This window comes from Streptococcus sp. SO2 (assembly GCF_030440025.1).
Window position 1 is genome coordinate 85744 of the sequence record NZ_JAQFJH010000004.1, and the last position, 26547, is coordinate 112290.

Consider the following 26547-nt stretch of genomic DNA (forward strand, 5'->3'; position numbering starts at 1 on the left):
AAATGAGGGTCAATACTTTCTCGAGAAATATTGTTAATTTTTTCACTAACTCATACTAAACTAAGATAAACTGATAGAATAACACAATGTTTTAGGATTATCGATTTACATGATAGGCTAAAGTTGTATAATGATATTAAATCAAACAAATAAAGGGGGTAGCAAGATGAAATTAGTTGCTATCGTTGGAACAAATTCTGACCGCTCAACCAATCGGAAACTCTTGAAATTTATGCAAAAACATTTTTCAGATAAAGCCGATATTGAGGTATTGGAGATCAAACAATTGCCAGCATTTAACGAACCTGAGGACAAGCTAGCACCAGCCGAAGTTCAAGCTTTTTCAGAAAAAATCCTTGAGGCGGATGGTGTGATTATATCAACACCAGAGTATGATCATACTATACCGGCACCCTTGGCTTCAGCCTTAGAATGGATTGCCTATACCAGTCGCGCTTTGATTAACAAACCAACGATGATTGTCGGAGCTTCTCTTGGATTGCTTGGAACATCAAGAGCCCAAGCACACTTGCGTCAGATTCTTGATGCGCCTGAACTGAAAGCAAGAGTCATGCCAGGAACAGAATTTTTCCTAGGACATTCTGAACAAGTATTGGACGACGACTATAATTTGAACAATCCTGAAAAAGTCGCAGAGTTGGAAGAACATTTTGCAGAATTCCAAAATTTTGTTGAACTAACAAAGGCTTTGGTCAAACCAGAAGATACAAATCGTAAGAAATCTTTCATCTGGGAAGAATGGTTGAAAGTATAAGTATTTCAAGAAAGGAGAACAATCCATGAAATTAGTAGCTATTGTTGGTACCAATGCCAAACAATCCTATAACCGTAGTTTGTTGCAATTTATGAAAAGACATTTTGCGTCAAAAGCTGACATTGAGATTTTAGAAATTACCGATGTACCGATGTTCAATGAAACAGATGATCAAACAGATACACCTGTTATTCAGAAGTTTAACGAGGCGATTTCAGAAGCTGATGGTGTCATCATCTCTACACCTGAACACAATCATACAATCCCATCAAGTTTAAATAGTTTGCTCGAATGGTTGTCTTTTAACATTCATCCACTAGATGGGAAGCCAACCATGATTGTCGGAGCTTCCTATGATGTTCAAGGCTCTTCACGTGCCCAACTTCATCTTCGTCAGATTCTTGATGCACCTGGAGTAAATGCAACAGTTATGCCAGGAAGTGAATTTTTACTTGGTCGAGCTCATCGAGCATTTGATGCAAATGGAGATCTGATAGATGAGCGAACTGTTGATTTCTTAGATAGCTGTTTCTATCGTTTCCTTCGCTTTGTATCTGTTGCAAACCAACTAAATCTTCCTGAAGAAATTCGATTTGAACCAGGAACTTACCATGTTACAACTGAAGGTCATAATGGTAAATTACCGATGGACGTTACAGTTTCAGAAGATCGTATTGAAAAAATTGAAATCGATTCTTCTGGAGAATCTTCAGGGATTGCAGATGTCGTCTTCACCCGTATTCCAGCAGAAATCATTGAGGGGCAAACCTTAAATGTTGATGCGGTATCAGGAGCTTCTGTGACTTCAAATGGTGTCTTGGACGGAGTTGCGCGTGCGGTTAAACAAGCTGGTGCAAATCCGGATGTTTTACGCAAACGTTCAAAAGCACCATCTGCCCTAGATAAAGAAGATAAAACCTATCAGGCAGACGTTGTCATCGTCGGAGGTGGAGGTGCTGGTTTAGCTGCGGCAGCTGCAGTCTTGCAAGCTGGTAAGAAGCCGATTGTTGTTGAGAAGTTCCCAGCAATTGGAGGAAATACTGTTCGTGCGGGTGGCCCAATGAATGCGCCAGATCCAGCATGGCAAGGAACCTTCGCAGCTCATCCAGGTGAGGCACATACGCTTCAAGAATTGATTGCGACAGATGAATCAACGATTGACCCAGAATATTTAGAGGACTTTAGAGCCTTGAAGGTTGAGGTTGAGAAGTATTTGCAAGATCCAAGCTATTTGTTTGATTCTACCTTACTTTACCGTATCCAAACTTATATCGGTGGAAAACGAAAAGATTTACAAGGACATGAAATTCATGGCCAATATGATTTGGTTTCTGTATTGACTGAACGTGCCCTAGAGTCTGTTCGCTGGTTGGAAGACATCGGTGTTGAATTTGTTCGTAGTGAAGTAACAATGCCAGTTGGAGCCCTTTGGCGCCGTGGCCATAAGCCGGTTCAACCAATGGGTTATGCCTTTATCTCGGTTCTACAAAAATATGTTCTAGAAAATGGAGGCAAGATCTTGACGGACTCTCCAGTCAAAGAATTGCTTGTAGAAGAAGGGGTTGTCAAAGGTGTCAGAGCAGAAGGCCGTAACGGTCAAACCATTATTGTCAATGCAGATGCTGTTGTTCTAGCTTCTGGAGGATTTGGTGCCAATACCAAGATGCTACAAAAATACAATACTTACTGGACCGAAATCGCGGATGATATTGCCACCTCTAATACACCAGCTGTAACTGGAGATGGAATCATCTTAGGTCAAAGTGTAGGTGCAGATCTAGTGGGTATGGGCTTTAGTCAAATGATGCCAGTATCCGATCCAGTGACAGGAGCCCTCTTCTCAGGACTTCAAGTTCCTCCAGCTAACTTCATCATGGTAAATACTGAAGGTAAGCGGTTTGTAGATGAGTACGGTAGCAGAGACAAGCTATCTCAAGCAGCGATTGATAATGGTGGCTTGTTCTACTTGATTGCAGATGACCGCATCAAGGCAACAGCCTACAATACTAGCCAAGAAAAAATCGATGCTCAAGTCAAAGCAGGAACTCTCTACCGTGCAGATACGATAGAAGAGTTGGCTGTTCAAATTGGTATGGATCCACAGGTGTTAGCAGATACAATCAAGAAGTACAACTCTTATGTTGATGCAGGATTTGACCCTGAATTTAATAAAGGTAGTTTTGATCTCAAGTGTGAGGTTGCACCGTTCTACGCAACACCAAGAAAACCTGCTGTTCACCATACAATGGGTGGACTCAAGATTGATACTTCAACACATGTTTTAAATGAAAAAGGTCAGATTATCCCTGGTTTGTATGCTGCCGGAGAAGTCGCAGGAGGACTTCATGCAGGTAACCGTCTAGGAGGAAATTCACTTACGGATATCTTTACGTTTGGACGTATTGCAGGTCAAACAGCTGTTCAAGAAAATTGTTAATAATGGATTTAAATTCTTAAGCTAACTTTAAGCCTTCTCTTGTATCATATAGTTATTAAGTAAAGACCTCCTAACTTTATTTAATAAAAAATCCTAAACTTTTCTTTTTCATAATAATCTCCCTAAAGAAGCCACCAAATCAGGTGGCTTTTTTGTTTGTAGGCGGGATTTTTGCTATAATAGAAACATGAGTAGAATTTTAGATAATGAAATCATGGGTGATGAGGAGTTGGTAGAGCGTACCCTCCGTCCCCAATATTTACGTGAATATATCGGTCAGGACAAGGTCAAGAATCAGCTTCAAATCTTTATCGAGGCGGCTAAAATGCGTGATGAGGCGCTGGACCATGTTCTTTTGTTTGGCCCTCCAGGTCTCGGGAAAACGACCATGGCCTTTGTCATTGCCAATGAATTGGGAGTTAATCTCAAGCAGACGTCAGGTCCTGTCATTGAAAAAGCAGGTGATTTGGTAGCAATTTTGAATGACTTGGAGCCAGGAGATGTTCTTTTTATTGACGAGATTCATCGCTTGCCCATGGCTGTTGAGGAAGTTTTATATAGTGCCATGGAAGATTTTTACATCGACATTATGATCGGTGCTGGTGAAACCAGTCGCAGCGTTCATCTGGAATTGCCACCTTTTACCTTGATTGGTGCGACCACTCGTGCTGGCATGCTTTCAAATCCTCTTCGTGCACGTTTTGGGATTACTGGTCACATGGAATACTATACTCATGCTGACTTGACAGAGATTGTCGAGCGGACGGCAGATATCTTTGAGATGGAAATTACCCATGAAGCTGCTTCGGAGTTAGCTTTACGCAGTCGTGGAACTCCTCGTATCGCCAATCGTCTCCTCAAGCGCGTTCGCGACTTTGCGCAGATTATGGGCGATGGCTTGATTGATGATGTGATTACGGATAAGGCTTTGACTATGCTGGATGTAGACCATGAAGGTTTGGATTATGTAGACCAGAAAATTCTCCGTACCATGATTGAAATGTACGGTGGCGGTCCTGTCGGTCTAGGAACTCTTTCGGTTAATATCGCTGAAGAACGTGAGACGGTTGAGGATATGTACGAACCTTACCTAATCCAGAAAGGCTTTATCATGCGAACTCGCTCAGGTCGGGTCGCGACAGCTAAGGCATATGAACATTTGGGGTATGAATACAGTGAAAAATAAGACTGAAATCTTAGACTCTTTCAGAGATAATTCTGACATGATGGCTATTCTGACCATCATCCGTGACTTGGAGTTGAAAGATTCCTGGTTGGCGGCTGGTTCGGTCCGAAATTTTATCTGGAATCTCTTGTCAGATAAGCCAGCCTTTGACCGTGAAACGGATGTGGATGTGATTTTCTTTGATCCAGATGTGAGTTACGAAGAAACGTTGGCTATAGAGAACAAGTTGAGGGAGGCCTTCCCCCAGTATCAATGGGAGCTGAAAAATCAGGTCTATATGCACCAACACAGTCCCCATACACCGCCGTATAGAAATTCCTGCGATGCCATGAGTAAGTATCCTGAACGTTGTACGGCAGTAGGACTTCGCTTGCAAGCTGACGCAACTTTAGAACTCTTTGCGCCTTATGGTTTGGAGGATATTTTGAACTTTCAAGTTCGTCCGACTCCTCATTTTTTAGAGAATCAAGACCGAATGAAGCTCTATCAAAAGCGTTTATCTAAGAAAAACTGGCGAGAAAAATGGAAAAATCTTACAGTTAAAAATACTTAAGGAAACTTTAAGATAGGAGCTGTATACTTATTTCATAAGTTAAGAAGAACTTAACTTTAACTCCTAAAACTTTTTCATAATAATCTCCCTATAAAAAATTAAGTCGCCCAATCAGGCGGCTTTTTTTTGTAAAATGAGGCGGAACTCTTAGACGCTCTCAGAGAAAGTCCTGACATGATGGCTATTCTAACTATCATCTGTGATTTGGAGTTGAAAGATTCCTGGTTGGCAGCAGGTTCGGTCCGAAATTTTATCTGGAATCTCTTGTCAGATAAGCCAGCCTTTGACCGTGAAACAGATGTGGATGTGATTTTCTTTGACCCAGATGTGAGTTATGAAGATACGCTGGCTATAGAAAGCAAGTTGAGAGAGGACTTTCCCCAGTATCAGTGGGAGCTGAAAAATCAAGTCTATATGCATCAGCATAGTCCCCATACACCTCCGTATAGAAATTCCTGCGATGCCATGAGTAAGTATCCTGAATGTTGTACGGCAGTAGGACTTCGCTTGCAAGCTGACGCAACTTTAGAGCTCTTTGCCCCTTATGGTTTGGAGAATATTTTGAATTTTCAAGTTCGTCCAACTCCTCATTTCTTAGAAAGTCAAGACCGAATGAAGCTTTATCAAAAGCGTTTATCCAAGAAAAACTGGCAAGAAAAATGGAAAAATCTCACAGTTAAAAATACTTAAGGAAACTTTAAGTTAGGAGTTGTATACTTATCTCAAAAGTTAAGAAGAACTTAACTTTAACTCCTAAAAATTTTTCATAATAATCTCCCTATAAAATAAAGTCGCCCAATCAGGCGGCTTATTTTTGTACTAAGATTAAGCTTGTTCATGGTATAATAGTGCTATGAGATTAGATAAATTTTTAGTTGCCTGCGCTGTAGGAAGTCGGACAGAAGTAAAAAACTTTCTAAAGGCTGGGCGTGTGATGGTCAATGGTAAAAAGGAAAAATCTGCCAAGCTACAAATCAATGAAGAGACAGACGAGATTTGTTTTGACGGGCAAAAGCTAGACTACGAGGAGTTTGTTTACTATATGATGAACAAGCCCCAGGGTGTTATTTCAGCAACTGAAGATCCTAAACATAAGACTGTGTTGGATTTGTTAGATGATTTAGCTCGTTCAAAGGAAGTTTTCCCAGTAGGGCGTTTGGATATCGATACGCATGGACTCTTGCTCTTGACCAATGATGGCCAGTTGGCTCATGCTCTTCTTTCACCAAAACGCCATGTGGATAAGACCTATCTGGCGCGGGTCGATGGAATCATGACCCAAGAGGATGTTGAGACATTTGCACAAGGGATTCCGCTAAAAGACTTTACCTGTCAGCCTGCCAAGCTGGAGCTTGTATCTCTTGATAGAGAAAAAAACCAAAGTCTGGTTCGTGTGACCATTGCAGAAGGGAAATTCCATCAGGTTAAACGCATGGTTGCCTACTGTGGTAAGGAAGTGGTGGACTTGCAACGTCTGACCATGGGAACTTTAACCTTGGATGAAAATCTGAAGCGTGGGGAATGGCGTCGCTTGACCACAGAGGAATTAGAAAGCTTGCTCGAAAGTGTTGGGTAAACTGTGTAATCTTTGAAAAAGGTGAGGAAAATATCCTTACCTTTTTCAGTTTTTGGTTGCTTCCTTTGTGAAAAGAGTTATAATAGACTGTAGAATAAAAGGAGGATTTTATGAACGCGATTCAAGAATCATTTACAGATAAATTATTTGCTAATTATGAAGCAAATGTCAAATACCAAGCTATTGAAAATGCAGCTAGCCACAATGGAATTTTTGCAGCCCTTGAGCGTCGTCAAAGCCATGTAGACAACACACCTGTTTTCTCACTTGACTTGACTAAGGACAAGGTCACTAACCAGAAAGCATCTGGTCGTTGCTGGATGTTTGCAGCCCTTAATACTTTCCGCCACAAACTCATCTCTCAATACAAACTTGAAAACTTTGAATTGTCACAAGCCCACACCTTCTTCTGGGACAAGTATGAAAAATCTAACTGGTTCTTGGAGCAAGTCATTGCGACTGCAGACCAAGAATTGACAAGCCGCAAGGTTAGCTTCCTACTCCAAACTCCACAACAAGATGGTGGACAATGGGATATGGTTGTAGCTCTCTTTGAAAAATACGGTGTCGTTCCTAAGTCTGTTTATCCAGAGTCTGTTTCATCTAGTAGCAGTCGTGAGCTTAATGCCATCCTTAACAAATTGCTTCGTCAAGATGCTCAAATCTTGCGTGACCTCTTGGCTTCTGGCGCAGACCAAGCGACTGTTCAAGCTAAGAAAGAAGACCTCTTGCAAGAGATCTTTAACTTCCTTGCCATGTCACTAGGACTTCCACCACGTAAATTTGACTTTGCTTATCGTGATAAGGACAACAACTACCAAAGCGAAAAAGGCATCACACCACAAGAGTTTTACAAGAAATACGTTGACCTTCCACTAGAAGACTACGTTTCTGTGATCAATGCTCCAACTGCTGACAAACCTTACGGTAAATCTTACACAGTTGAGATGTTGGGAAATGTCGTTGGAAGCCGTGCAGTTCGCTACATCAACGTACCGATGGAACGTTTGAAAGAATTGGCGATTGCCCAAATGCAGACAGGAGAAACTGTTTGGTTTGGTTCAGATGTTGGCCAGCTCAGCAACCGTAAAGCCGGAATCCTTGCGACAGATGTCTATGACTTTGAATCAAGCATGGACATTCAACTCACTCAAGACAAGGCAGGACGTTTGGACTACAGTGAAAGCTTGATGACCCATGCGATGGTCTTGACAGGTGTTGATTTGGATGAAAATGGTAAATCAATCAAGTGGAAAGTTGAAAACTCTTGGGGAGACAAGGTTGGAACAGATGGTTACTTTGTTGCCTCAGATGCTTGGATGGACGAATACACTTACCAAATCGTTGTTCGTAAGGAATTACTAACAGAAGAAGAACGAGCTGCTTACGAAGCAGAACCAATCGTCCTTGCACCATGGGATCCAATGGGTGCCTTGGCAGAATAAATGAGATATAAAAAGAATGTTTCTATAATTTTTAGGGTTGGTGGAAATTTTCCACCAACCCTATTTTAGTGTATACAAAAAGGCCAACATCCATTATATTAAAAGCGCTTAAACCTAAAACAAAAGGGTGATGACCATATGAACAATATACTAGAAGCTACGCTACAAATCAAAGATAAAAACATTATTTGGGATGATAAAGTTCAAGAGAATATATTTAAAAATAGAAAATCTTTATTTTATTCAGCTACATATACGCATAAACCATAATTATGTGCCGTTTGTGGGTGCGTTAGCCAAAATAACAATATTGTTAAAAACGGGACGAAAACTTCTCGTATCACTCTCTGTTCTGTTTCAGGCCTTCCGGCCTACTTAAAGCTACGAAAGCAGAGGTTTCTCTGTAGAGAATGTGGTTCTTCATTTACTGCAGATACTAGTCGAATTGTAGAAAAATACTGTCATATCTCGAAACGATTAAAAAATGAAATTAAGGCAAAATAAGTGAAACAGTATCTGAAACATATATTGCCAAAGAAACAAATGTTTCAATTCATACCGTTAGACGTATCATAGATGATACAGCACGATTATTAACGATTAAACCATTACATGATTTACCTGAGCATTTGTGTTTTGATGAATTTAAATCTGTTAAATCTTCCGATAGCAATATGAGCTTCATTATTTGTGATAGCACTACACACAAGTTGGTCGATGTTGTACGAGATAGAAAATCTTACAGTTTGAAACAATATTTTTATCGTTTTGAGCCTAAGACTAGATTAAAGGTGAAAACTATCTCCATCGATATGTAGTTGCCATACATTCAATTAATAAAAGAAATGTTTCCTAACGCAAAAATTATCATTGATCCTTTTCACATTGTACAATCCTTGAATAGAGAATTAAATTGAACTCGGGTACGTATCATGAATCAGCATCGTTATAAAAATCCTAAATTATATCGAAAGTTAAAACATTATTGGAAGTTAATTTTAAAGAACCCTAATGAATTTCAGAACTATAAATATAATCGTTATAAGCTTTTTGAAAGCTTCATAACAAGTGGAATCGTAGATTATATCTTAGAAAAAAATCCATCTCTTAAAAATGATTATGAGGTTGTACATTCACTTCGTGAATGTATTCAGGACAGAGATTATATAGAATTCAAGAAAACGATTGAAGCAGCTACACAATTAAACCTATCTCCTGGTTTAAAAAGGGTATTAAAGACTCTAATTACTTACTTGCCATATATTCAAAATACTTGTGAGTATCCAACTAGAACAAATGGCCCTATTGAAGGAATAAACAATAAAATAAAAGTGCTTAAAAGAAATGCCTACGGCTTTAGAAACTATTACCATTTTAGAAATAGGATTATTTTAATAACAAAAATGTTTGGCCCAAAACAAAAAGGAATTAAGCAACAATTAGTTGCTTAATCCCTTCCTAAATTTCTTCATCAACACTATTTGACAAAGAGCCCTTTTTTAGTGCTCAAAATAGCACTCAATTTTAAATGGATTTGGTGTTCAAAAAATATAATCAAATGCAACAAACTAATTTCATTTTTAATAGGCACAATTAATTTTAGAAGATAGTACGAAAAAATATTGACTATTTTCTTTAGAATGTGTAAAATTTAGATAGATTATTTAAAGTGAGGTTTTTTTATCTTGTCTATATTAAAGAAGAAAGTTAATATGTTTAGTGTACTATTGAATGTGGTATTAATAGCTATTATAGCTATTGGAGTGCTATTTTTCTTACCTAAGGAACATAAATCAGAAGTCAAATCGTCAATTAATATCGAAAGTATTGAAAAAGTGAATGAAGTTGTATTTTTGAATGCGGGAATTAATGAAATTATTTCTGAAACAAAAACAACTCAAGTTTTTGGGTTAGATGTGCCGTTCTCTAAAAAAGCAGCATTAGTAATTTTAAATTATAAAGCTAAATTTGGAATTAAAAGTAGTGTAAAGGTTGAACAAATAAGCGAAAAAGAATATAAGGTTATTGTTCCAAAATTGGAAGTAATTGGTGTTGAACTTTCAAAAGATAATCCTTATGATTTATATGATAGTCATGGAGAGTTATTAAGTGGAACTACAGAAGATATTGATACTGGGAAATTGGTCGCTAACCAACTTTCTAGTGATAAACAAGCAGAGTATTTAGATAAATTTAAGAGTGAAATTAAAGAATCTGCAATCAATTATTATAAAACAATATTTTCTTCAATGGATTCTGAAGTAAAAGTAACTATAGAATTTACAGAATAATTTTTGAAATACAAAACCCTGGCCATCTCTGGTCAGGGTTTTGTGTGGTTCTATAATTTTTAGGGTTGATGGAAATTTTCCACCAACCCTATTTTAGTGTATACAAAAAGGCCAACATCCATTATATTAAAAGCGCTGAAACCTAAAACAAAAGAATGATGACCATATGAACAATATACTAGAAGCTACACTACAAATCAAAGATGCACACAATGAAGGTGTTACATTCCATTTCTTAGAGAATATTAAAGAAGTATTGCGTGATGAGAGTGGGAAAGTAACTGGTGTAAAGGTTATTACAATGGAACTTGGTGAATCAGATGAAAGTGGAAGAAGATCAACGCATGAAGTGGCAGGTAGTGAACATATTATTCCATGTGACCTTGTCGTTGCAGCAATTGAACAAAAGTAGACTTTAGTGTTCTAGATGAAAGGTAAAAATTTGACTTTCGGTCAACATCAGAATACAATAGAAATGAACTAATAACAGGGGATGCATATTTAGGTCCTCAATCTATCGCAACCGCAATTAAAGGCGGGTGAGAAGTTGCGACAGAAGTACATGAATCGTTTAAAGAAAACACATAAATAACTTGTGGTGCCTTTCGTTTTTTTACTGGGAAAATTAAGGAACTATAGTTATAAATCCTTAAAGATATTAATATATTAACATGCGTATATTTGTGGGAAGAAGGTTATGTCATCTATAGTTGTACTTCTGACGATAAGGTTGTTCGTGTACCAAAGGAAATTAAAGGTAAACCTGTTATCGCAATTGGAGAACGTGGTCTTGCGAACTTGAAACATTGTGAGGCAATCGTTTTACCAGATACAGTACGATATATTGGAAAAGGTGCGTTTACGATTGACAATAAGTTAAAGTATGTCCACTTTGGTAAGTCAATAGAAACAGTAGAAGATGATGTTTTCAACTCTGACAGTTCATTAGAATCAGTTGTATTCCCAGAAGGAACAAAGAGTATTGGAACATTAGTATTCTGGGGGACATCATCAATTAAATCTATTACAATTCCAGCAAGTGTAACAGAAATTACAGAATACTTCTATTTTGTGGATAACTGTAACCCAGATGTAGAAATCCATACACCTAAGGGATCAAAGGCAGAAGAAGTAGCTAAAGCAATGCAACTTAAAGTAGTAAATGACTAAAGGGGAATAGTATGAACAAAAAATTACTATCAGGCTTAGGGACTGACCCCAAAAAGTGAGAATTTAATAAAAACACCCTAGGGCTACCGTCTTCGGTATTCAACCGGAGACAGGTAGTCCAATTTTTGTTGGATTCTTTTTTCATTAGGTTCTTCATCAACACTATTTGACAAAGAGCCAAAAGAATCAGGTGATAAACCTGATTCTTTTTTTGTTTATACATTCTCGTCGAGATTACATGATACCGAAGAAACGAGCTGCGATACCAACTACAAAGAGGGCAAGGATGATTGTGATTGGAGATACTTTTTTCTTAAGCAACCACATGCATAGGAAAGTAAGGAGAAGTCCCATCAATCCTGGAATCAATGAGTTCAACTGTCCTTGAAGGGTTTGTGGTTGAACGCTATCCAAGCTCAATCCGCTGAGTGCTTGACCAAGAATACCCTTCAATTCTCCACCTGTAACAGGACCTTCTGGGAAGACGATGTAGGCACCTTCTGATAATTGTTTACCTGGAAGGTTGATAGTGAAGTTGATAGATACCCAACGTTGTACAAGAACGGCAAGGATGAACATACCAAGGATTGAAGCTCCTTTAGTGATGTCTTTCAAGATACCACCTGACATGTCTTTAGTGATTTCAGATCCAGCCTTGTAACCAAACTCTTGTGTATACCAAAGGAAAGACATACGGATAGCATTCCATCCAAAGAAAAAGAGAAGTGGTCCGACGATATTACCAGTCGCAGCAAGTGATGCACCAAGGGCACCGAGGATAGGACGTACTGTAAACCAGAAGACTGGGTCACCGATACCAGCAAGAGGTCCCATCATACCAATCTTAACACCTTGGATAGCAGCGTCATCGATGTCAGTACCGTTTGCGCGTTCTTCTTCAAGTGCAAGAGTAACCCCCATGATTGGAGCAGCTACGTATGGGTGAGTGTTGAAGAACTCAAGGTGACGCTCAAGAGCAGCAGCTTGGTCTTCTTTTTTAGTGTAAAGTTTCTTGATAGCTGGGATCAAAGAGTAAGCCCAACCCAAGTTTTGCATACGTTCGTAGTTCCAAGAACCTTGAAGGAATTGTGAACGCCACCAAACCTTTTGGCGATCTGATTTTGATAATTGAATTTTTTCAGCCATGATTGTTCCCCTTTCTAGTAGTCTTCTAGGATATCACCGATTGGATCGTTAGAAGTTGCAGCTCCTCCGCCACCGTTTCCACCTTGTTTAGAAAGGTTGAGGTAGATGAAGGCAAGGGCAACACCGATGACACCAAGGGCAATCAAGGTCAATTGAGAGATTGCTGCAAGAGCAAAACCGATAGCGAAGAATGGCCATACTTCACGAGTAGCCATCATGTTGATAACCAAAGCGTAACCAACGGCAACGACCATGGCACCACCGACAGCCATACCACCTTTAAGCCATTCTGGCATAAGTTCCAATACGCCTTGAACGGCTTCAGTTGGCATTGCAAGCAAGAGTGCAGCTGGGATAGCAATACGTAGACCTTGAAGAGCGAGGGCAAAGTAGTGAGCGCGTTCAACAGCTGTAATGTTTCCTTCTTTAGCAGCAGCGTCAGCAGAGTGAACCAAACCAACTGAGATTGTACGAACGATCATAGTCAAGAAAAGTCCAGCTACGGCAAGAGGGATTGCAGTTGCAGTTGCGACTGCGATACCTTCAGTAGTAAAGTTACCACCCTTAATCATGATGATTGCAGCTGCAACAGAAGCAAGAGCCGCGTCAGGAGCTACGGCAGCTCCGATGTTAGCCCAACCAAGGGCGATCATTTGAAGTGATCCACCAAGCATAACCCCTGCTTCGAGGTTACCAGTTACAAGACCGATAAGGGTACATGCTACGATTGGTTGATGGAATTGGAATTGGTCGAGGATACCTTCAAGACCTGCGAAGAAGGCAACAACTACAACCAAGATAGCAGAAATGAATGAAATATCTGACATGGTTTTATTCCTTTTCTATTTAATTTTCATAAAGTGTTACAACTTATTTTGACAAGCATCGAACAAGTTGTAGATTATTGAACGTTAGCTTTGCTAATCAAGTCAAACAAATCTTTTTTAGTGTCGTTTGGCACTTTACGTACGTCAAATTCAACACCAAGATCACGCATTTTTTCAAATGTAGCAACGTCATCTTTGTCCATTGACAATACGTTGTTGATCATTGTTTTACCAGTTGAGTGAGCCATTGATCCAACGTTAAGAGTCTTGATTGGCACACCGCCTTCGATAGCACGAAGGGCATCTTGAGGTGTTTCAAATAAGATAAGGGCGTGTGTGTTACCAAAACGAGGATCTTTTGCAACCTCAATCAATTTTTTGATTGGAACAACGTTAGCTTTCACTCCGTTAGGAGCAGCTTGTTTGATCAACTCTTTACGTAGTTCGTCGTTTGCAACGTTATCTGAAGCAACAATGATACGGTCTGCTTTAGAATCTGGAGTCCAAGCAGTTGCGACTTGCCCGTGAAGAAGACGTGTGTCAAGACGAGCAAGGTTGATTTTCAATTTACCGTCTCCGATAACAGTTCCTTCTGGAATAGCAGCTTGGGCAACTGGAGCAGCTGCAGCAGTTGCAACTTCCTCAGCTGGGTTTAGCTCCTCTGGAAGAGCCTTGATGCCATCTTTGGCCTCTTTAATGATGTTTGCAGCGACTTTATCCACTCCAGCAGCAGCGTCCATAAGGCGCTCTGTGTAAGCTTGGATCAACATCGGTAAATTAAGTCCTGTGATGATGGCAAATTTACGCTCAGGGTTTTCTCCCATTACGCGGCTAGCTTGGTTAAATGGAGAACCACTCCAAAGGTCAGCCAAGACTAGAACCTCATCTTCTGCGTCAAATGCAGCCACAGCATTGTTGAACTTGGCGTATAAATCATCTGGACCTTCGTTTGGCATAAAGGTTACAACTTGAACCTTTTCTTGTTCACCAAAGATCATAGATCCTGACTGATGAATACCCGCAGCAAATTCACCGTGGCTCGCAATAATGATTCCGATACTCATTATTGTCATTCCTCCTTATAAAATGTTTGACTTGTAGTTTAAGAAAACTTTAAGACTCCTTAAGTATAAATCGTTTTCAGAAAAAAAGCAACTAATTATAATAAAGAGTGAAAAAAATCTCAAAGTTTCATATTTGCAAATATTGATATATCAACTTTTTATAAAATCGTCTATAAAATGGTAAAAAAATTTAATATAAAAAAGCAGAGGGACTAGGAAGTTTACGTCAGTAGTGCTCTTGGGCGTCTAAAAAATGCCCCAAGTCCAATTAGTTGTCGTGTCAAAATTTTATTACAAAAAAACGAGGTGGGATTTTCTGTCCCTACCTCGTTTTGGCATTTATTATTTATCTTAATGAGTAAAGTCTAGAACCATACGACCTTGGATGGTTCCAGCAGCCATTTCATCAAAGACAGCAATGGCATCTTCGACAGGGCGTTTTTGAACAACTGGAACAACGAGACCTTCTGCACCAAATTGGAAGGCTTCTTCCAAATCTTTACGTGTTCCAACAAGGGAACCGATGACTTGGATACCGTCAAGAACTGTTTTGACGATGCTTAGGTCCATCATTTCAGATGGGAGACCAACAGCTACTACACGACCGCCTGCACGAACAGAATCAACTGCTTGGTTAAAGGCAACTTTTGATACAGCTGTTACGACAGCTGAGTGAGCACCACCGTTTGTTTTTTCTTTGATAAGACCTGGAACATCTTCGACTTCAAGACCATTAATCACGATATCAGCACCAACTTCTTTAGCTAGGACAAGTTTATCATTGTTAATATCAACTGCGATAACGTGAGCGTTGAATACTCTTTTAGCGTATTGGACAGCCAAGTTACCAAGACCTCCGGCACCATAGAGGACAACCCATTGGCCTGGTTCAACTTTTGCTTCTTTGATAGCCTTGTATGTGGTAACACCGGCACAAGTGATAGAAGAAGCTTGGGCTGGATCGAGCCCTTCTGGTACCTTAACAGCATAATCTGCAGTTACGATACATTGTTCAGCCATACCGCCGTCAACTGAGTAGCCTGCATTTTTTACGGAACGGCAAAGAGTTTCGCGTCCGGTTGTACAGTATTCACACATACCACAACCTTCAAAGAACCAAGCTACGCTGACACGGTCGCCAACTTTGAGGCTTTTAACATCAGGAGCGACTTCTTTGACGATACCAATCCCTTCGTGACCGAGAACACGTCCTGGAACTTTACCAAAGTCACCATGGGCAACGTGGAGGTCAGTGTGGCAGACACCACAGTACTCAACTTCTACAAGAGCTTCCCCAGTTTCGAGTGGACGGAGAACTTTTTCTTCAATAGCAACACCAGTGCCTTCTGGATTTACAACAACAGCTTTCATAGCTATCCTCCTTGATGATTCGTTGAGGTGCAGTGGAAAAGGGGCTTGGCTTGAGAGGTTTTCAAGTGAAGTCGAATTTGAACTGCCCTCTTATTTACTTATATGTGAAGTATATCACTATATTTACTATAGTACAATGGTTTTGAGGTAAAAAATCATGTAATCGCTTAACTGGTTGATGAGACTGTGAAAATTGAACAAGTAAGATTGATGCATTGGCAAGTAAATACCTATAAATGCTAGAAAAGTTGACTTTAGATCGCCTCTTTAAGGTTTTCAGCAAATTTTCTGAGTTTCTTCTCGATGGGATTTTGGTATAATATAGAAAGCAATTGATCTTTCTAGTAAGAGAATTTAGAGTGAGAGGTATCTATGTCCCCTTCTGTTCAGTTATTGAAAAACCGTTATTTAAAAAATATCAAAGAAAATCCTGACCTCTACATCGGTATTGAGTTGGAATTTCCTATCGTTCATGTAAATGGGCAAGCGACAGATATTGAAGTCAGCAAGGATTTGATGCGCTTTTTGGTGGATGCTCTTAGCCTGGAAGTTGAAAAAGAGGACCAGGACGGAAATCCGATTCAACTTGTAGAACCAAAAAGTCAGGATCGGATTCTGTTTGAGGTTTCCTACACGACCTTGGAGTTTGCCTTTGGCAGAGCCCAGAAAATCCAAGAGGTCCAAGGACGCTTCGAGGCTTATATGAAGGTCATTCAGGAAAAACTAGGCGAGAAGGATCATGCTATCCAGGGCTGGGGGATTCATCCAAACTGGGATCAGAATGACAATCGACCGGTGGCTTATCCACGCTACCAGATGCTGATGGATTACTTGCATATGGGAAGTCGCCAAGATAGAGCTGATTTGCATGACTTTCCACAATACGGTGCTTTTATCTGTGGGAGTCAAGTTCAGTTGGATGTATCGACTGCTAACTACCTACGAGTTATCAATGCTTTTACTCAGATTGAAGCAGCAAAAGCTTACTTATTTGCCAATTCTGAGTTTTCGGGAGCAGAATGGGATACTAAGATTTCACGGGATATTTTTTGGGAAGCTTCCATGCATGGGATTTATCCAGAGAATGTTGGTGTCAATGCCAGACTCTTCAAAGATGAGGATGATTTCTTTGATTATCTAGACCACTCTGCGATTTTTACAGCAGAACGAGATGGGGAAACTTACTATTTTTCTCCGATTCGGGCTAGAGATTACCTAGCTACTGAGGAAGTTTTGGCCTATACTCTAAATGGAAAAGAAACTCTGCTTGTTCCTCAAGAGAAGGATTTTCAAACGCACCGTAGTTACCAATATCAAGACTTGACGACTAGAGGGACGGTTGAATTCCGTAGTGTTTGTACACAGCCGTTAGACCGAACTTTTTCTTCAGCAGCCTTTCATCTAGGTTTGTTGGTGAATCTAGACAAGCTTAAAACATACCTAGAAACAGCACCTTTCTTTGAGAGATTTGGTCGTGACTACAAATCTTTGAGACGCCAGTTTTCTCAGAAACAGCTTTCAGATGAGGAGACAGCTGGAATTGTTCAATTCTCCAAAGACTTGATAGATATAGCAGAGCAAGGTCTTGAGATGAGAGGGCAGAGTGAAATGAGCTATTTAGAGCCTTTGAAAGAAAAATTGACTCTATAATTTTCTTATAAAGGAAGAATTTTCTGAAAAATCATGTTATAATGGATGAGACTATAGATAAAGGATAGAGATTTATGACATTAGTTTATCAATCAACGCGTGATGCGAAAAATACCGTAACAGCAAGCCAAGCGATTTTGCAAGGTTTGGCAACAGATGGAGGCTTGTTCACTCCAGTTAGTTATCCAAAGGTGGACTTGGATTTTGAAACATTAAAGGACGCTTCTTACCAAGAAGTAGCTAAGCTTGTCTTGTCAGCTTTCTTGGATGACTTTACAGCAGAAGAGTTGGACTACTGTATCACCAACGCCTATGACAGCAAGTTTGATACGCCAGCCATTGCTCCTCTTGTGAAACTAGATGGCCAATACAACTTGGAACTTTTCCACGGTTCAACCATTGCCTTTAAGGATATGGCCTTGTCTATCTTGCCATACTTTATGACAACAGCTGCCAAGAAACATGGCTTGGAAAACAAGATTGTTATCTTGACAGCGACGTCTGGAGACACTGGGAAAGCTGCCATGGCTGGATTTGCGGATGTACCAGGAACTGAAATTATCGTCTTTTATCCAAAAGACGGTGTCAGCAAGGTGCAAGAATTGCAAATGACCACTCAAACTGGGGACAACACTCATGTTATCGCCATCGATGGAAACTTTGATGATGCTCAAACCAACGTGAAGCATATGTTCAATGATGTTGAGCTACGTGAAAAATTAGCAGCTAATAAGCTCCAGTTCTCATCAGCCAACTCTATGAATATCGGCCGTTTGGTACCACAGATTGTCTATTATGTGTATGCCTACGCTCAGCTTGTTAAAACTGGTGAAATTAAGGCTGGTGACAAGGTTAACTTCACCGTACCGACAGGAAACTTTGGAAATATCTTGGCTGCCTTTTACGCCAAACAAATCGGCCTACCAGTCGGCAAGCTAATCTGTGCTTCAAATGACAACAATGTCTTGACAGACTTCTTTAAAACTCGTGTCTATGACAAGAAGCGTGAGTTTAAGGTAACCACTAGCCCATCTATGGATATCTTGGTCTCTTCAAACTTGGAGCGTTTGATTTTCCACCTTTTGGGTAATGATGCGGTTAAGACAGCTGAACTCATGAACGCCTTGAACACTCAAGGTCAGTATGAATTGACAGATTTTGATGCAGAGATTTTGAATCTCTTTGCAGCAGAATATGCGACAGAAGCAGAAACAGCTGCAGAAATTAAGCGTGTCTACGAGTCAGATTCTTATATCGAGGATCCTCATACAGCAGTTGCTTCAGCTGTTTATAAAAAATACCAAGCGGCTACAGGCGATGTGACTAAGACTGTGATTGCATCAACAGCTAGTCCTTACAAATTCCCAGTGGTTGCAGTAGAAGCTGTAACTGGGCAATCAGGTTTGAGCGATTTTGAAGCCTTGGCTCAATTACACGAAATTTCAGGAGTAGCAGTGCCACCAGCAGTTGATGGTCTCGAAACAGCTCCAGTTCGTCACAAGACAACTGTTGCAGCAGCAGAGATGCAGACTGCAGTAGAATCTTATCTAGGACTTTAAAACAGAGGAAGTAAACTCGGTTGGGAAACTAACTGAGTTTCTTTTCATCAGGAGGAAGGATTGTTTAAGAAATATAAAGACATTCTCAACATAGCTCTGCCAGCCATGGGTGAAAATTTTTTACAGATGTTCATGGGGATGGTAGATAGCTATCTGGTGGCACATCTGGGTTTAATCGCCATTTCGGGTGTGTCTGTAGCGGGTAATATTATCACCATTTATCAGGCTATTTTTATTGCTTTGGGAGCGGCTATTTCCAGCGTCATTTCCAAAAGTTTGGGACAGAAAGATCAATCTAAACTAGCCTATCATGTGACAGAAGCGCTCAAGATTACTCTACTACTGAGTTTAGTTTTAGGGGGCTTGTCCATCTTTGCCGGCCAAGAGATGATTGGTCTTTTGGGGACAGAAGCGTCTGTGGCTGAGAGTGGTGGACTATATCTAGCTTTGGTTGGTGGGACAATCGTCCTCTTGGGCTTGATGACTAGTCTAGGAGCCTTGATTCGCGCCACTCATAATCCGCGCCTTCCCCTTTATGTCAGTTTTTTATCCAATGCTTTAAATATTGTCTTTTCAAGTATCGCTATTTTCATCCTTGATATGGGCATAGCTGGTGTTGCTTGGGGGACCATCCTATCTCGTTTAATCGGGGTTGTGATTTTGTGGTCACAATTAAAACTTCCATATACGAGACCAAGCTTTGGACTGGACAAAGACTTACTGACCTTGGCTTTACCTGCAGCGGGAGAGCGTCTCATGATGCGAGCTGGAGATGTGGTTATTATTGCTTTGGTTGTTTCCTTTGGGACTGAGGCCGTCGCAGGGAATGCAATCGGTGAAGTCTTGACTCAGTTTAATTATATGCCAGCCTTTGGTGTTGCGACAGCAACAGTCATGCAGGTGGCTCGAGCAGTTGGAGAAGATGATTGGGCAAGGGTGGACAAGCTCAGTAAGCAAACTTTTTGGCTATCGCTCTTTCTCATGTTGCCTCTAACACTTGCTATCTATGCTCTCGGAACGCCCCTAAGTCACCTCTACACCAGTGATCCTGTGGCTATTAAAGCCAGTGTTTTGGTGACGCTGTTCTCACTACTAGGAACTCCTATGACGACGGGAACAGTCATTTATACAGCTGTCTGGCAGGGTTTGGGGAATGCACGCCTCCCCTTTTATGCGACAAGTATCGGAATGTGGTGTATCCGTATCGGGACAGGTTACCTGATGGGAATTGTTCTTGGTTGGGGCTTGCCTGGTATTTGGGCAGGAACGCTTTTGGATAATGGTTTTCGCTGGTTCTTCCTGCACTATCGTTATAAGCACTATATCTCTTTGAAAGGATGACACATGAACAAAATTGGATTTATCTGGGATTTAGATGGGACCTTGTTAGACTCTTATGAGGCTATCTTAGCAGGAATCGAAGAGACCTTTGCCCAGTTTGACATTCCTTATGATAAGGCTGAGGTTCGTGCCTTTATTCTACAAACTTCCGTTCAAGATCTGTTGGAAAAGGTGGGAGAAGAAAGAGGCTTGGATGCTGATATGCTCAATCAGGTTCGTGCTCAGAGTTTGGCTGAGAAGAATGCTCAAGTTGTTCTGATGCCGGGGGCGCGTGAAATCTTAGCTTGGGCAGACCAGCAAGGAATTGAGCAGTTTGTTTATACCCATAAAGGGGATAATGCTTTTACAATTTTGGAAAATTTGGGTTTGGCCCACTATTTCACAGAAATTTTAACCAATCAAAGTGGCTTTTCTCGGAAGCCTAGTCCAGAAGCTGCGATCTATCTTCTAGATAAGTATGGATTAAATCCTCAGCAGACTTATTATATCGGCGATCGGACTTTGGATATCGAATTTGCCCAAAATAGTGGTATTCAGAGTATCAATTTCCTTGCCTCATCTGCAGCTTGTAATCAACAGATAGAGCGTTTAGAAGACATTAGCTCGCTTTCTTTCTAGAACTTTCTTTAAGAAGAATGTGTCAGCCTGATGACAAGAAACTAACAAACTATTTCAAGTAATGTGATTTGTTACAACGAATGTACAGTTCTGTTAAATAGCCCAAAAAGGGCTTTTTTTCTATTTTCTTTGTGTTATGATAGACAGGTACTACATTTGAAAAGGAGTTTGATAGTATGAAGAAAAGAATTATTTTAGCATCAACAGTAGCCTTGTCCTTTGCCCCTGTATTGGCAACTCAAGCAGAAGAACTAGTATGGACAGCGCGCAGTGTTGAGCAAATTCAAAACGATGTTACTAAGAATGAGAATAAAACAAGCTATACGATTCAGTATGGAGATACTCTAAGTACCATTGCCGAAGCTTTGGGAGTGGATGTGACCGTTCTTGCTAACTTGAACAAGATCAGCAATATTGATCTGATTTTCCCTGAGACAGTGCTTACTACAACTGTTAATGATGAGGAAGAAGTGACGGAAGTTGAAATCCAAACCCCTGACACAGCTCAGGCAGGTGAAGGCACAACTGCAAGAGCAGATTTGACAACCAACCAAGTCACTGTAGATGACCAAACTGTACAGGTTGAAGATTTAACTCAACCAGTTGAAGAAACAGAAGCTCAAGTTGAGCCAGTAGCACCACAAGTGACTGAAGAAGCAGTAGCAGAAACTACAACAGAAGCCCCTGTTACAGAAACTGTAGCAGAGACTCAATCAGCACCATCAACTTATCAAGCTGAAGCAAGCCAAGCTTCATCAGCGACTTATGCAGCACCAGCAGCACCTGATTATGCAAGTATTGCAGCTTCAAAATCAGAAAATGCAGGTTTACAACCACAAACGGCTGCCTTTAAAGAAGAAATTGCAAACTTGTTCGGAATCACATCGTTTAGTGGTTACCGTCCAGGAGATAGTGGAGACCACGGAAAAGGACTTGCCATTGACTTTATGGTTCCAGTAAGTTCTGCTCTTGGTGACCAAATTGCAGATTATGCTATCCAAAATATGGCTAGCCGTGGCATCAGCTACATCATCTGGAAACAACGTTTCTATGCACCATACGATAGCAAATACGGACCAGCCTACACTTGGAATCCAATGCCAGACCGTGGTAGTGTTACAGAAAACCACTATGACCACGTTCACGTTTCTATGAACTAATGATTAATAAGAAGCTATACATTTAAAAGTGTAGCTTCTTTTTTTGTAAAAATAGTATTTATAAGTGAAATAAAATCTAAAACACGATATAATGTAAGCGGATACAAAATCATCTATCGATTTTAAGCATAGAGCGAAAGGATGATAAGGATGACAAACCGATTAAAAACTCCATTTGAGAAAACAAGAGATGATTTTGAACAGGAATTTTGTGGTGAAATCGTCGAACTCTTGATTTTTACCCTCCAAAATGTAAATGGAGCAATCTCTTTAAAAGATGGATGCAAGATACCGTCCGTTCATTTTAAAGCTAGTGTCAATGTCGAAACTCAGGACTTTTCTGAACTTGAAGGACGTTTGGAATGGCTCTTGACTCCAGAAGAATTTGAAGAAAAGCGATGGGGCTTTAGTTTTGAACCCTACAAAATTCATCGTATTAAATGTCAAAAACGCCCCTTCATGGAGCTAGAGCCTTATATGTCAGAAGTGGCTAACAACTGCTACCGCTTGCTGGAATACCTAGATGACCAATCTACGGATGCTAGGTTAGAGACCTTGATCGAAACCTACCAGAAACCTGTTATCATTCGAGACGCTATTGGCGAGTTCACCCTAAATAGAGCCTATTCTTGGTTTGAAGGCTTCATCACCTATGAAGGCGGTAAGATTCATGCTATGTTTGATGCGGGTGCAGATGAAAGTCTTCCTCCAAGTTCTTTCGATGATTTAAAGAAATTTATGGGATCTTTCCAAGTTCAAGATGCTAAGATTAAAGACTATATCGTCAAAGAACTGTGGGAAACAGCTCAAGACTGGATTGATTCAGATGAAAATGATGTGGAGTTAACAGAAGAGTATTTTACCAATTCACTTTCCTTGAGTGAACTATCGATTAACGAAGACGGAGAATTGACCCTCTACTATGATGATAACGAGGAAATTTTTGCAGGCCACGCCATCGAAGTTGTCATCGATAAAGAGGGGGAAATCCTTCGAGCAGACTTGGTAGGCTAGTAATTAGGCTCTCAATAGATTTTAGAAGAAATAGAGGCTGGGACAAAAAATCCTGGCCTTGTTTGACATTTAGAATGCTTATTTAATGGAAATTTCATTTTTCTGTCAATAACTTTGACACTCCACAGACTTGTTGGATCTTTAGTGATTGGGGTTAGGAAAAGACTTGGACTATCGATTTCTATCATGTTCTCTTTTTTTCTGGGGAGTGAGCAAAATAGTTGCGTTTTTACTCTTTTTGCAATATACTTGACAAGTCAACTATTGATAGATCAAATATAAAAGAAAGGAAAAAAATAAAAAATGCATGAATTACTGTACCAGCTCCATTTAACAGATCAGACCATCACTCAACTTTTTGAGAAACAATTGGGAATTAGTTTGACCCGCTATCAAATCCTGCAATTTTTACTGCAACAGTCACCCTGTAACCAGATTGCCGTTCAGGAGAAGTTACAGATTGACCAGGCAGCCTTGACCCGTCATTTTAAGATACTGGAGTCAGAGGGCTATGTCAGTCGCAAACGTAATCCGCTTAATCAACGAGAAGTCTTAGTTGAATTAACCCAAGAAGCCAAGAATCAACTCTTGGTCAATCCGCCTAAACATCACTTGCGAGTGAAGGAGCAGATGGAGAGCATCTTATCGACAGCCGAACAGAAAAAACTGACGACTTTACTGACGAAACTAGTATCAGGATTAGAAAAAATAGAATTTTAAGGAGAAAACGATGTCAATCATTACTACTATTTTAGCGACTATTGTTGCCCTCGAACATTTTTATATCTTTTATTTGGAGAGTATCGCAACCCAATCAGACGCAACCAGTCGAGTCTTTAATATGGAAATGGAAGAGTTGACTCGACCATCTGTAACCTCACTTTTCAAAAACCAAGGAATTTATAATGCCTTGATTGGGGTATTTCTTATTTACGGAATTTATTTCTCACATAGCTTAGAAATCGTAACAATCTTTGTTTTATTTGTCATAGGAGCAGCTACTTATGGTGCCTTAACAGCAGATAAAAAAATCATTCTCAAGCAAGGTGGACCGGCAATCTTAGCACTCTTGAGTATCCTTTTCTTGAAATAAAAACAACCAGCACTTTCCATAGAAGGTGCTGGTTTTAATCATTCACATTAAACTTTTCTCCGCTTGATTTCGAGTAATCTTTGATAAAAGAAGAATTGACTACTATAGATATAAGGGAAAGTAGGGATGCTCGCAATTCCGAAGCTGATCCAGATAAGGAGATACCAAGGAAGTAGCTGTAAATCAAGGACGAAGCGTTGGAACTTATAGCCTTTCATAAGGAAGCGACTGGTTTTTAGTACGCGGCTTGGCTTGGCAATTCCAATTGCAAGGGTATCACATAGGAGCAGCTCTACTTGGGAATAAGCGTAGTATTGTGGCAGATAGGCAATGGTTCCCAAAATCATCAGAAAGACGCTACCAAAGAAGTAGAGTGCAAAAGTGAGCAGAAAATGTTCGATATCTGAATTGGTGACGTCTACGGCTGGAAATTCGGGATGAAGTTCTACAAATTTACGAGCCATGGCACTGCTATAAAAGAGCAAGTAGACTCCAAAAAGATTAGGGATGCTCCACAAAAAGAGATAGAAACGCTTGAGCAAGAGAGTCAGAAAGGTCTGGGTGAAGAAGCGGTTGTCAAGTATGGACAGGCTATCTTTAAAGGAAAGCTCTATCTCGGAAATTCTGTAAAGATTAATAGTTGTAAATAGAGCACCAGCTAGGATAATAGAACTTGTAAATCCGACTGCTAGAGGAAAGAGTGAAGACTTGATCAAGCTCATCAAAAAAGTAAAGAAGGATTGCTCAAGAATCCCCTCATCAAGTAAGGATAATGGGCTTATAAAGCTGGATAGAATCAGGAAAATGCTTGGTAATAAAAAGACAAGCAATAGACGTGGATGTTCAGCTTGAAACTGTTTAGCTTGTTGACGAACTTCTTTTAAATCAATTTTTGGGTATTTCATTCTTTCATTATACCATAGTTCGTGACAGTTCCTGTTTTTTTTGATAGAATCATACAGTATGCCCTTGGGCACAAAGTAAGAACTGGGACTGTCTTTTCCAGCTTCGGAGGTAAAAATGTCAGATTCACCAATCAAATATCGTTTGATTAAAAAAGAAAAACACACGGGAGCTCGTCTGGGTGAGATTATCACGCCACACGGAACCTTCCCAACCCCTATGTTTATGCCAGTAGGGACTCAAGCAACGGTCAAGACTCAGTCGCCAGAAGAATTGAAAGAGATGGGTTCAGGAATTATCCTATCCAACACCTATCACTTGTGGCTTCGCCCTGGAGATGAGTTGATTGCTCGAGCAGGTGGGCTTCATAAGTTCATGAACTGGGACCAACCTATCTTAACGGATAGTGGCGGTTTCCAAGTATACTCTCTAGCGGATAGTCGTAACATCACAGAAGAAGGGGTAACGTTTAAGAACCACCTCAATGGTTCTAAAATGTTTCTATCACCTGAAAAAGCCATCTCTATCCAAAATAATCTAGGGTCAGACATTATGATGTCCTTTGACGAATGTCCTCAATTTTATCAGCCTTATGATTATGTGAAGAAGTCAATCGAACGTACCAGCCGTTGGGCTGAGCGTGGATTAAAAGCTCATCGTCGTCCACATGACCAAGGTTTGTTTGGGATTGTACAAGGTGCAGGATTTGAAGATCTTCGTCGTCAGTCAGCTCATGACCTTGTCAGCATGGACTTCCCAGGATACTCTATCGGAGGGTTGGCAGTTGGAGAAACTCACGAAGAGATGAATGCAGTTTTGGACTTCACCACTCAACTCCTTCCTGAAAACAAACCTCGCTATCTTATGGGGGTAGGGGCACCAGATAGCTTGATTGATGGAGTGATTCGTGGTGTGGATATGTTTGACTGTGTCTTGCCGACTCGTATCGCTCGTAACGGAACTTGTATGACTAGCCAAGGACGTTTGGTTGTCAAGAATGCCCAGTTTGCTGAGGACTTTACCCCACTTGATCCTGAATGCGATTGCTACACATGTAAGAACTACACCCGTGCCTACCTTCGTCACTTGCTCAAGGCTGACGAAACCTTTGGTATTCGCTTGACCAGTTACCATAACCTCTACTTCTTGCTCAATCTGATGAAGCAGGTTCGCCAGGCTATTATGGATGACAATCTCTTGGAATTCCGTGAGCATTTTGTTGAAAAATATGGCTACAATAAATCAGGTCGTAATTTCTAAGATTATCAATCTAAAGCTGAAATCCTAAGTTTTCTCTTAGGATTTTTCTTCTTTTTTTGATAAAATAAAGGTAGTATGGAATGAACATTAGATGGTTTTTTACTACTC

At 40.2% G+C, this 26547-nt stretch carries 25 protein-coding genes and 1 pseudogene; 20 read left to right on the forward strand and 6 right to left on the reverse strand.

The genetic code is table 11. The features are described from left to right. Nucleotides 1–166: 166 nt before the first annotated feature. From PCY17_RS05955 to PCY17_RS06005, 11 genes and pseudogenes are all read left to right on the forward strand, one after another. The gene (locus tag PCY17_RS05955) at nt 167–775 is read left to right on the forward strand and encodes an NADPH-dependent FMN reductase (RefSeq protein WP_301392160.1); all 609 of its coding nucleotides are present in this window, start codon (nt 167–169) and stop codon (nt 773–775) included. Nucleotides 776–800: 25 nt separating this feature from the next. Next, a complete protein-coding gene (locus tag PCY17_RS05960) occupies nt 801–3212 on the forward strand; it encodes a flavocytochrome c (RefSeq protein WP_301392161.1) in 2412 nt (803 codons plus the stop codon). A gap of 187 nt (nt 3213–3399) precedes the next feature. Continuing rightward, nucleotides 3400–4398, forward strand: a complete 999-nt coding sequence (gene ruvB, locus PCY17_RS05965) for a Holliday junction branch migration DNA helicase RuvB (RefSeq protein ID WP_301392162.1) — start codon at nt 3400–3402, stop codon at nt 4396–4398. After that, the gene (locus PCY17_RS05970) at nt 4379–4951 is read left to right on the forward strand and encodes a nucleotidyltransferase family protein (protein WP_301392163.1); all 573 of its coding nucleotides are present in this window, start codon (nt 4379–4381) and stop codon (nt 4949–4951) included. Before ruvB ends, PCY17_RS05970 begins: the two co-directional genes overlap by 20 nt. A gap of 174 nt (nt 4952–5125) precedes the next feature. Beyond that, a complete protein-coding gene (locus PCY17_RS05975; protein ID WP_301392164.1) occupies nt 5126–5641 on the forward strand; it encodes a nucleotidyltransferase family protein in 516 nt (171 codons plus the stop codon). Between the two features lie 163 nt (nt 5642–5804). Next, nucleotides 5805–6527: a pseudouridine synthase gene (locus tag PCY17_RS05980; RefSeq protein WP_301392165.1), complete on the forward strand. Its 723-nt coding sequence runs from the start codon at nt 5805–5807 to the stop codon at nt 6525–6527. 110 nt (nt 6528–6637) lie between these two features. Then, the gene (gene pepC, locus PCY17_RS05985) at nt 6638–7972 is read left to right on the forward strand and encodes an aminopeptidase C (RefSeq protein WP_301392166.1); all 1335 of its coding nucleotides are present in this window, start codon (nt 6638–6640) and stop codon (nt 7970–7972) included. Nucleotides 7973–8110: 138 nt separating this feature from the next. Next, a pseudogene (locus PCY17_RS05990) lies at nt 8111–9423 on the forward strand (ISL3 family transposase). A 261-nt stretch (nt 9424–9684) separates the two neighbouring features. Further along, the gene (locus tag PCY17_RS05995; protein WP_301392167.1) at nt 9685–10263 is read left to right on the forward strand and encodes a DUF4230 domain-containing protein; all 579 of its coding nucleotides are present in this window, start codon (nt 9685–9687) and stop codon (nt 10261–10263) included. A 166-nt stretch (nt 10264–10429) separates the two neighbouring features. Next, a complete protein-coding gene (locus PCY17_RS06000) occupies nt 10430–10675 on the forward strand; it encodes a hypothetical protein (protein WP_004238875.1) in 246 nt (81 codons plus the stop codon). Nucleotides 10676–10944: 269 nt separating this feature from the next. Next, entirely contained in the window at nt 10945–11433 is a 489-nt protein-coding gene (locus PCY17_RS06005; protein ID WP_223299868.1) for a leucine-rich repeat domain-containing protein, read from the forward strand. 83 nt (nt 11434–11516) lie between these two features. Here PCY17_RS06005 and PCY17_RS12190 read toward each other — a convergent pair whose 3' ends face one another. From PCY17_RS12190 to adhP, 5 genes are all read right to left on the reverse strand, one after another. After that, a complete protein-coding gene (locus PCY17_RS12190; RefSeq protein WP_367400507.1) occupies nt 11517–11606 on the reverse strand; it encodes an IS3 family transposase in 90 nt (29 codons plus the stop codon). Nucleotides 11607–11667: 61 nt separating this feature from the next. Beyond that, a complete protein-coding gene (locus PCY17_RS06010; protein ID WP_000818311.1) occupies nt 11668–12579 on the reverse strand; it encodes a PTS system mannose/fructose/sorbose family transporter subunit IID in 912 nt (303 codons plus the stop codon). 14 nt (nt 12580–12593) lie between these two features. Continuing rightward, nucleotides 12594–13406: a PTS mannose/fructose/sorbose transporter subunit IIC gene (locus PCY17_RS06015; RefSeq protein WP_075231056.1), complete on the reverse strand. Its 813-nt coding sequence runs from the start codon at nt 13404–13406 to the stop codon at nt 12594–12596. Between the two features lie 74 nt (nt 13407–13480). Next, nucleotides 13481–14470 (reverse strand): PTS sugar transporter subunit IIB, encoded by a 990-nt coding sequence (locus tag PCY17_RS06020; RefSeq protein WP_301392203.1) that lies wholly within the window; start codon nt 14468–14470, stop codon nt 13481–13483. A gap of 351 nt (nt 14471–14821) precedes the next feature. Continuing rightward, nucleotides 14822–15841 (reverse strand): alcohol dehydrogenase AdhP, encoded by a 1020-nt coding sequence (adhP, locus tag PCY17_RS06025; protein ID WP_301392168.1) that lies wholly within the window; start codon nt 15839–15841, stop codon nt 14822–14824. Between the two features lie 372 nt (nt 15842–16213). Here adhP and PCY17_RS06030 point away from each other — a divergent pair, with 372 nt between their 5' ends. From PCY17_RS06030 to PCY17_RS06065, 8 genes are all read left to right on the forward strand, one after another. Beyond that, complete coding sequence (locus PCY17_RS06030; RefSeq protein WP_301392169.1) at nt 16214–17491, forward strand: gamma-glutamylcysteine synthetase; 1278 nt, start codon at nt 16214–16216, stop codon at nt 17489–17491. A gap of 74 nt (nt 17492–17565) precedes the next feature. Further along, complete coding sequence (thrC, locus tag PCY17_RS06035) at nt 17566–19050, forward strand: threonine synthase (protein ID WP_301392170.1); 1485 nt, start codon at nt 17566–17568, stop codon at nt 19048–19050. Nucleotides 19051–19110: 60 nt separating this feature from the next. Next, the gene (locus PCY17_RS06040; protein ID WP_301392171.1) at nt 19111–20391 is read left to right on the forward strand and encodes an MATE family efflux transporter; all 1281 of its coding nucleotides are present in this window, start codon (nt 19111–19113) and stop codon (nt 20389–20391) included. Between the two features lie 3 nt (nt 20392–20394). Continuing rightward, nucleotides 20395–21009: an HAD-IA family hydrolase gene (locus tag PCY17_RS06045; RefSeq protein ID WP_301392172.1), complete on the forward strand. Its 615-nt coding sequence runs from the start codon at nt 20395–20397 to the stop codon at nt 21007–21009. A gap of 176 nt (nt 21010–21185) precedes the next feature. Next, complete coding sequence (locus PCY17_RS06050) at nt 21186–22169, forward strand: LysM domain-containing protein (protein ID WP_301392173.1); 984 nt, start codon at nt 21186–21188, stop codon at nt 22167–22169. 150 nt (nt 22170–22319) lie between these two features. Continuing rightward, entirely contained in the window at nt 22320–23183 is an 864-nt protein-coding gene (locus PCY17_RS06055; RefSeq protein WP_301392174.1) for a DUF2262 domain-containing protein, read from the forward strand. A gap of 303 nt (nt 23184–23486) precedes the next feature. Next, on the forward strand, nt 23487–23903 hold the full coding sequence (locus tag PCY17_RS06060) for a MarR family winged helix-turn-helix transcriptional regulator (RefSeq protein ID WP_301392175.1): 417 nt from the start codon (nt 23487–23489) through the stop codon (nt 23901–23903). Between the two features lie 10 nt (nt 23904–23913). Further along, nucleotides 23914–24276, forward strand: a complete 363-nt coding sequence (locus tag PCY17_RS06065) for a DUF1304 domain-containing protein (protein ID WP_301392176.1) — start codon at nt 23914–23916, stop codon at nt 24274–24276. 47 nt (nt 24277–24323) lie between these two features. Here the strand turns inward: PCY17_RS06065 and PCY17_RS06070 are convergent, their stop codons facing one another. Next, nucleotides 24324–25181, reverse strand: coding sequence for a DUF975 family protein (locus PCY17_RS06070; protein ID WP_301392177.1), 858 nt, complete (start codon nt 25179–25181; stop codon nt 24324–24326). A 115-nt stretch (nt 25182–25296) separates the two neighbouring features. Between PCY17_RS06070 and tgt the strand changes: the two genes are divergently transcribed. Further along, nucleotides 25297–26439: a tRNA guanosine(34) transglycosylase Tgt gene (tgt, locus tag PCY17_RS06075; protein ID WP_004250663.1), complete on the forward strand. Its 1143-nt coding sequence runs from the start codon at nt 25297–25299 to the stop codon at nt 26437–26439. The last annotated feature ends 108 nt before the right edge of the window (nt 26440–26547 follow it).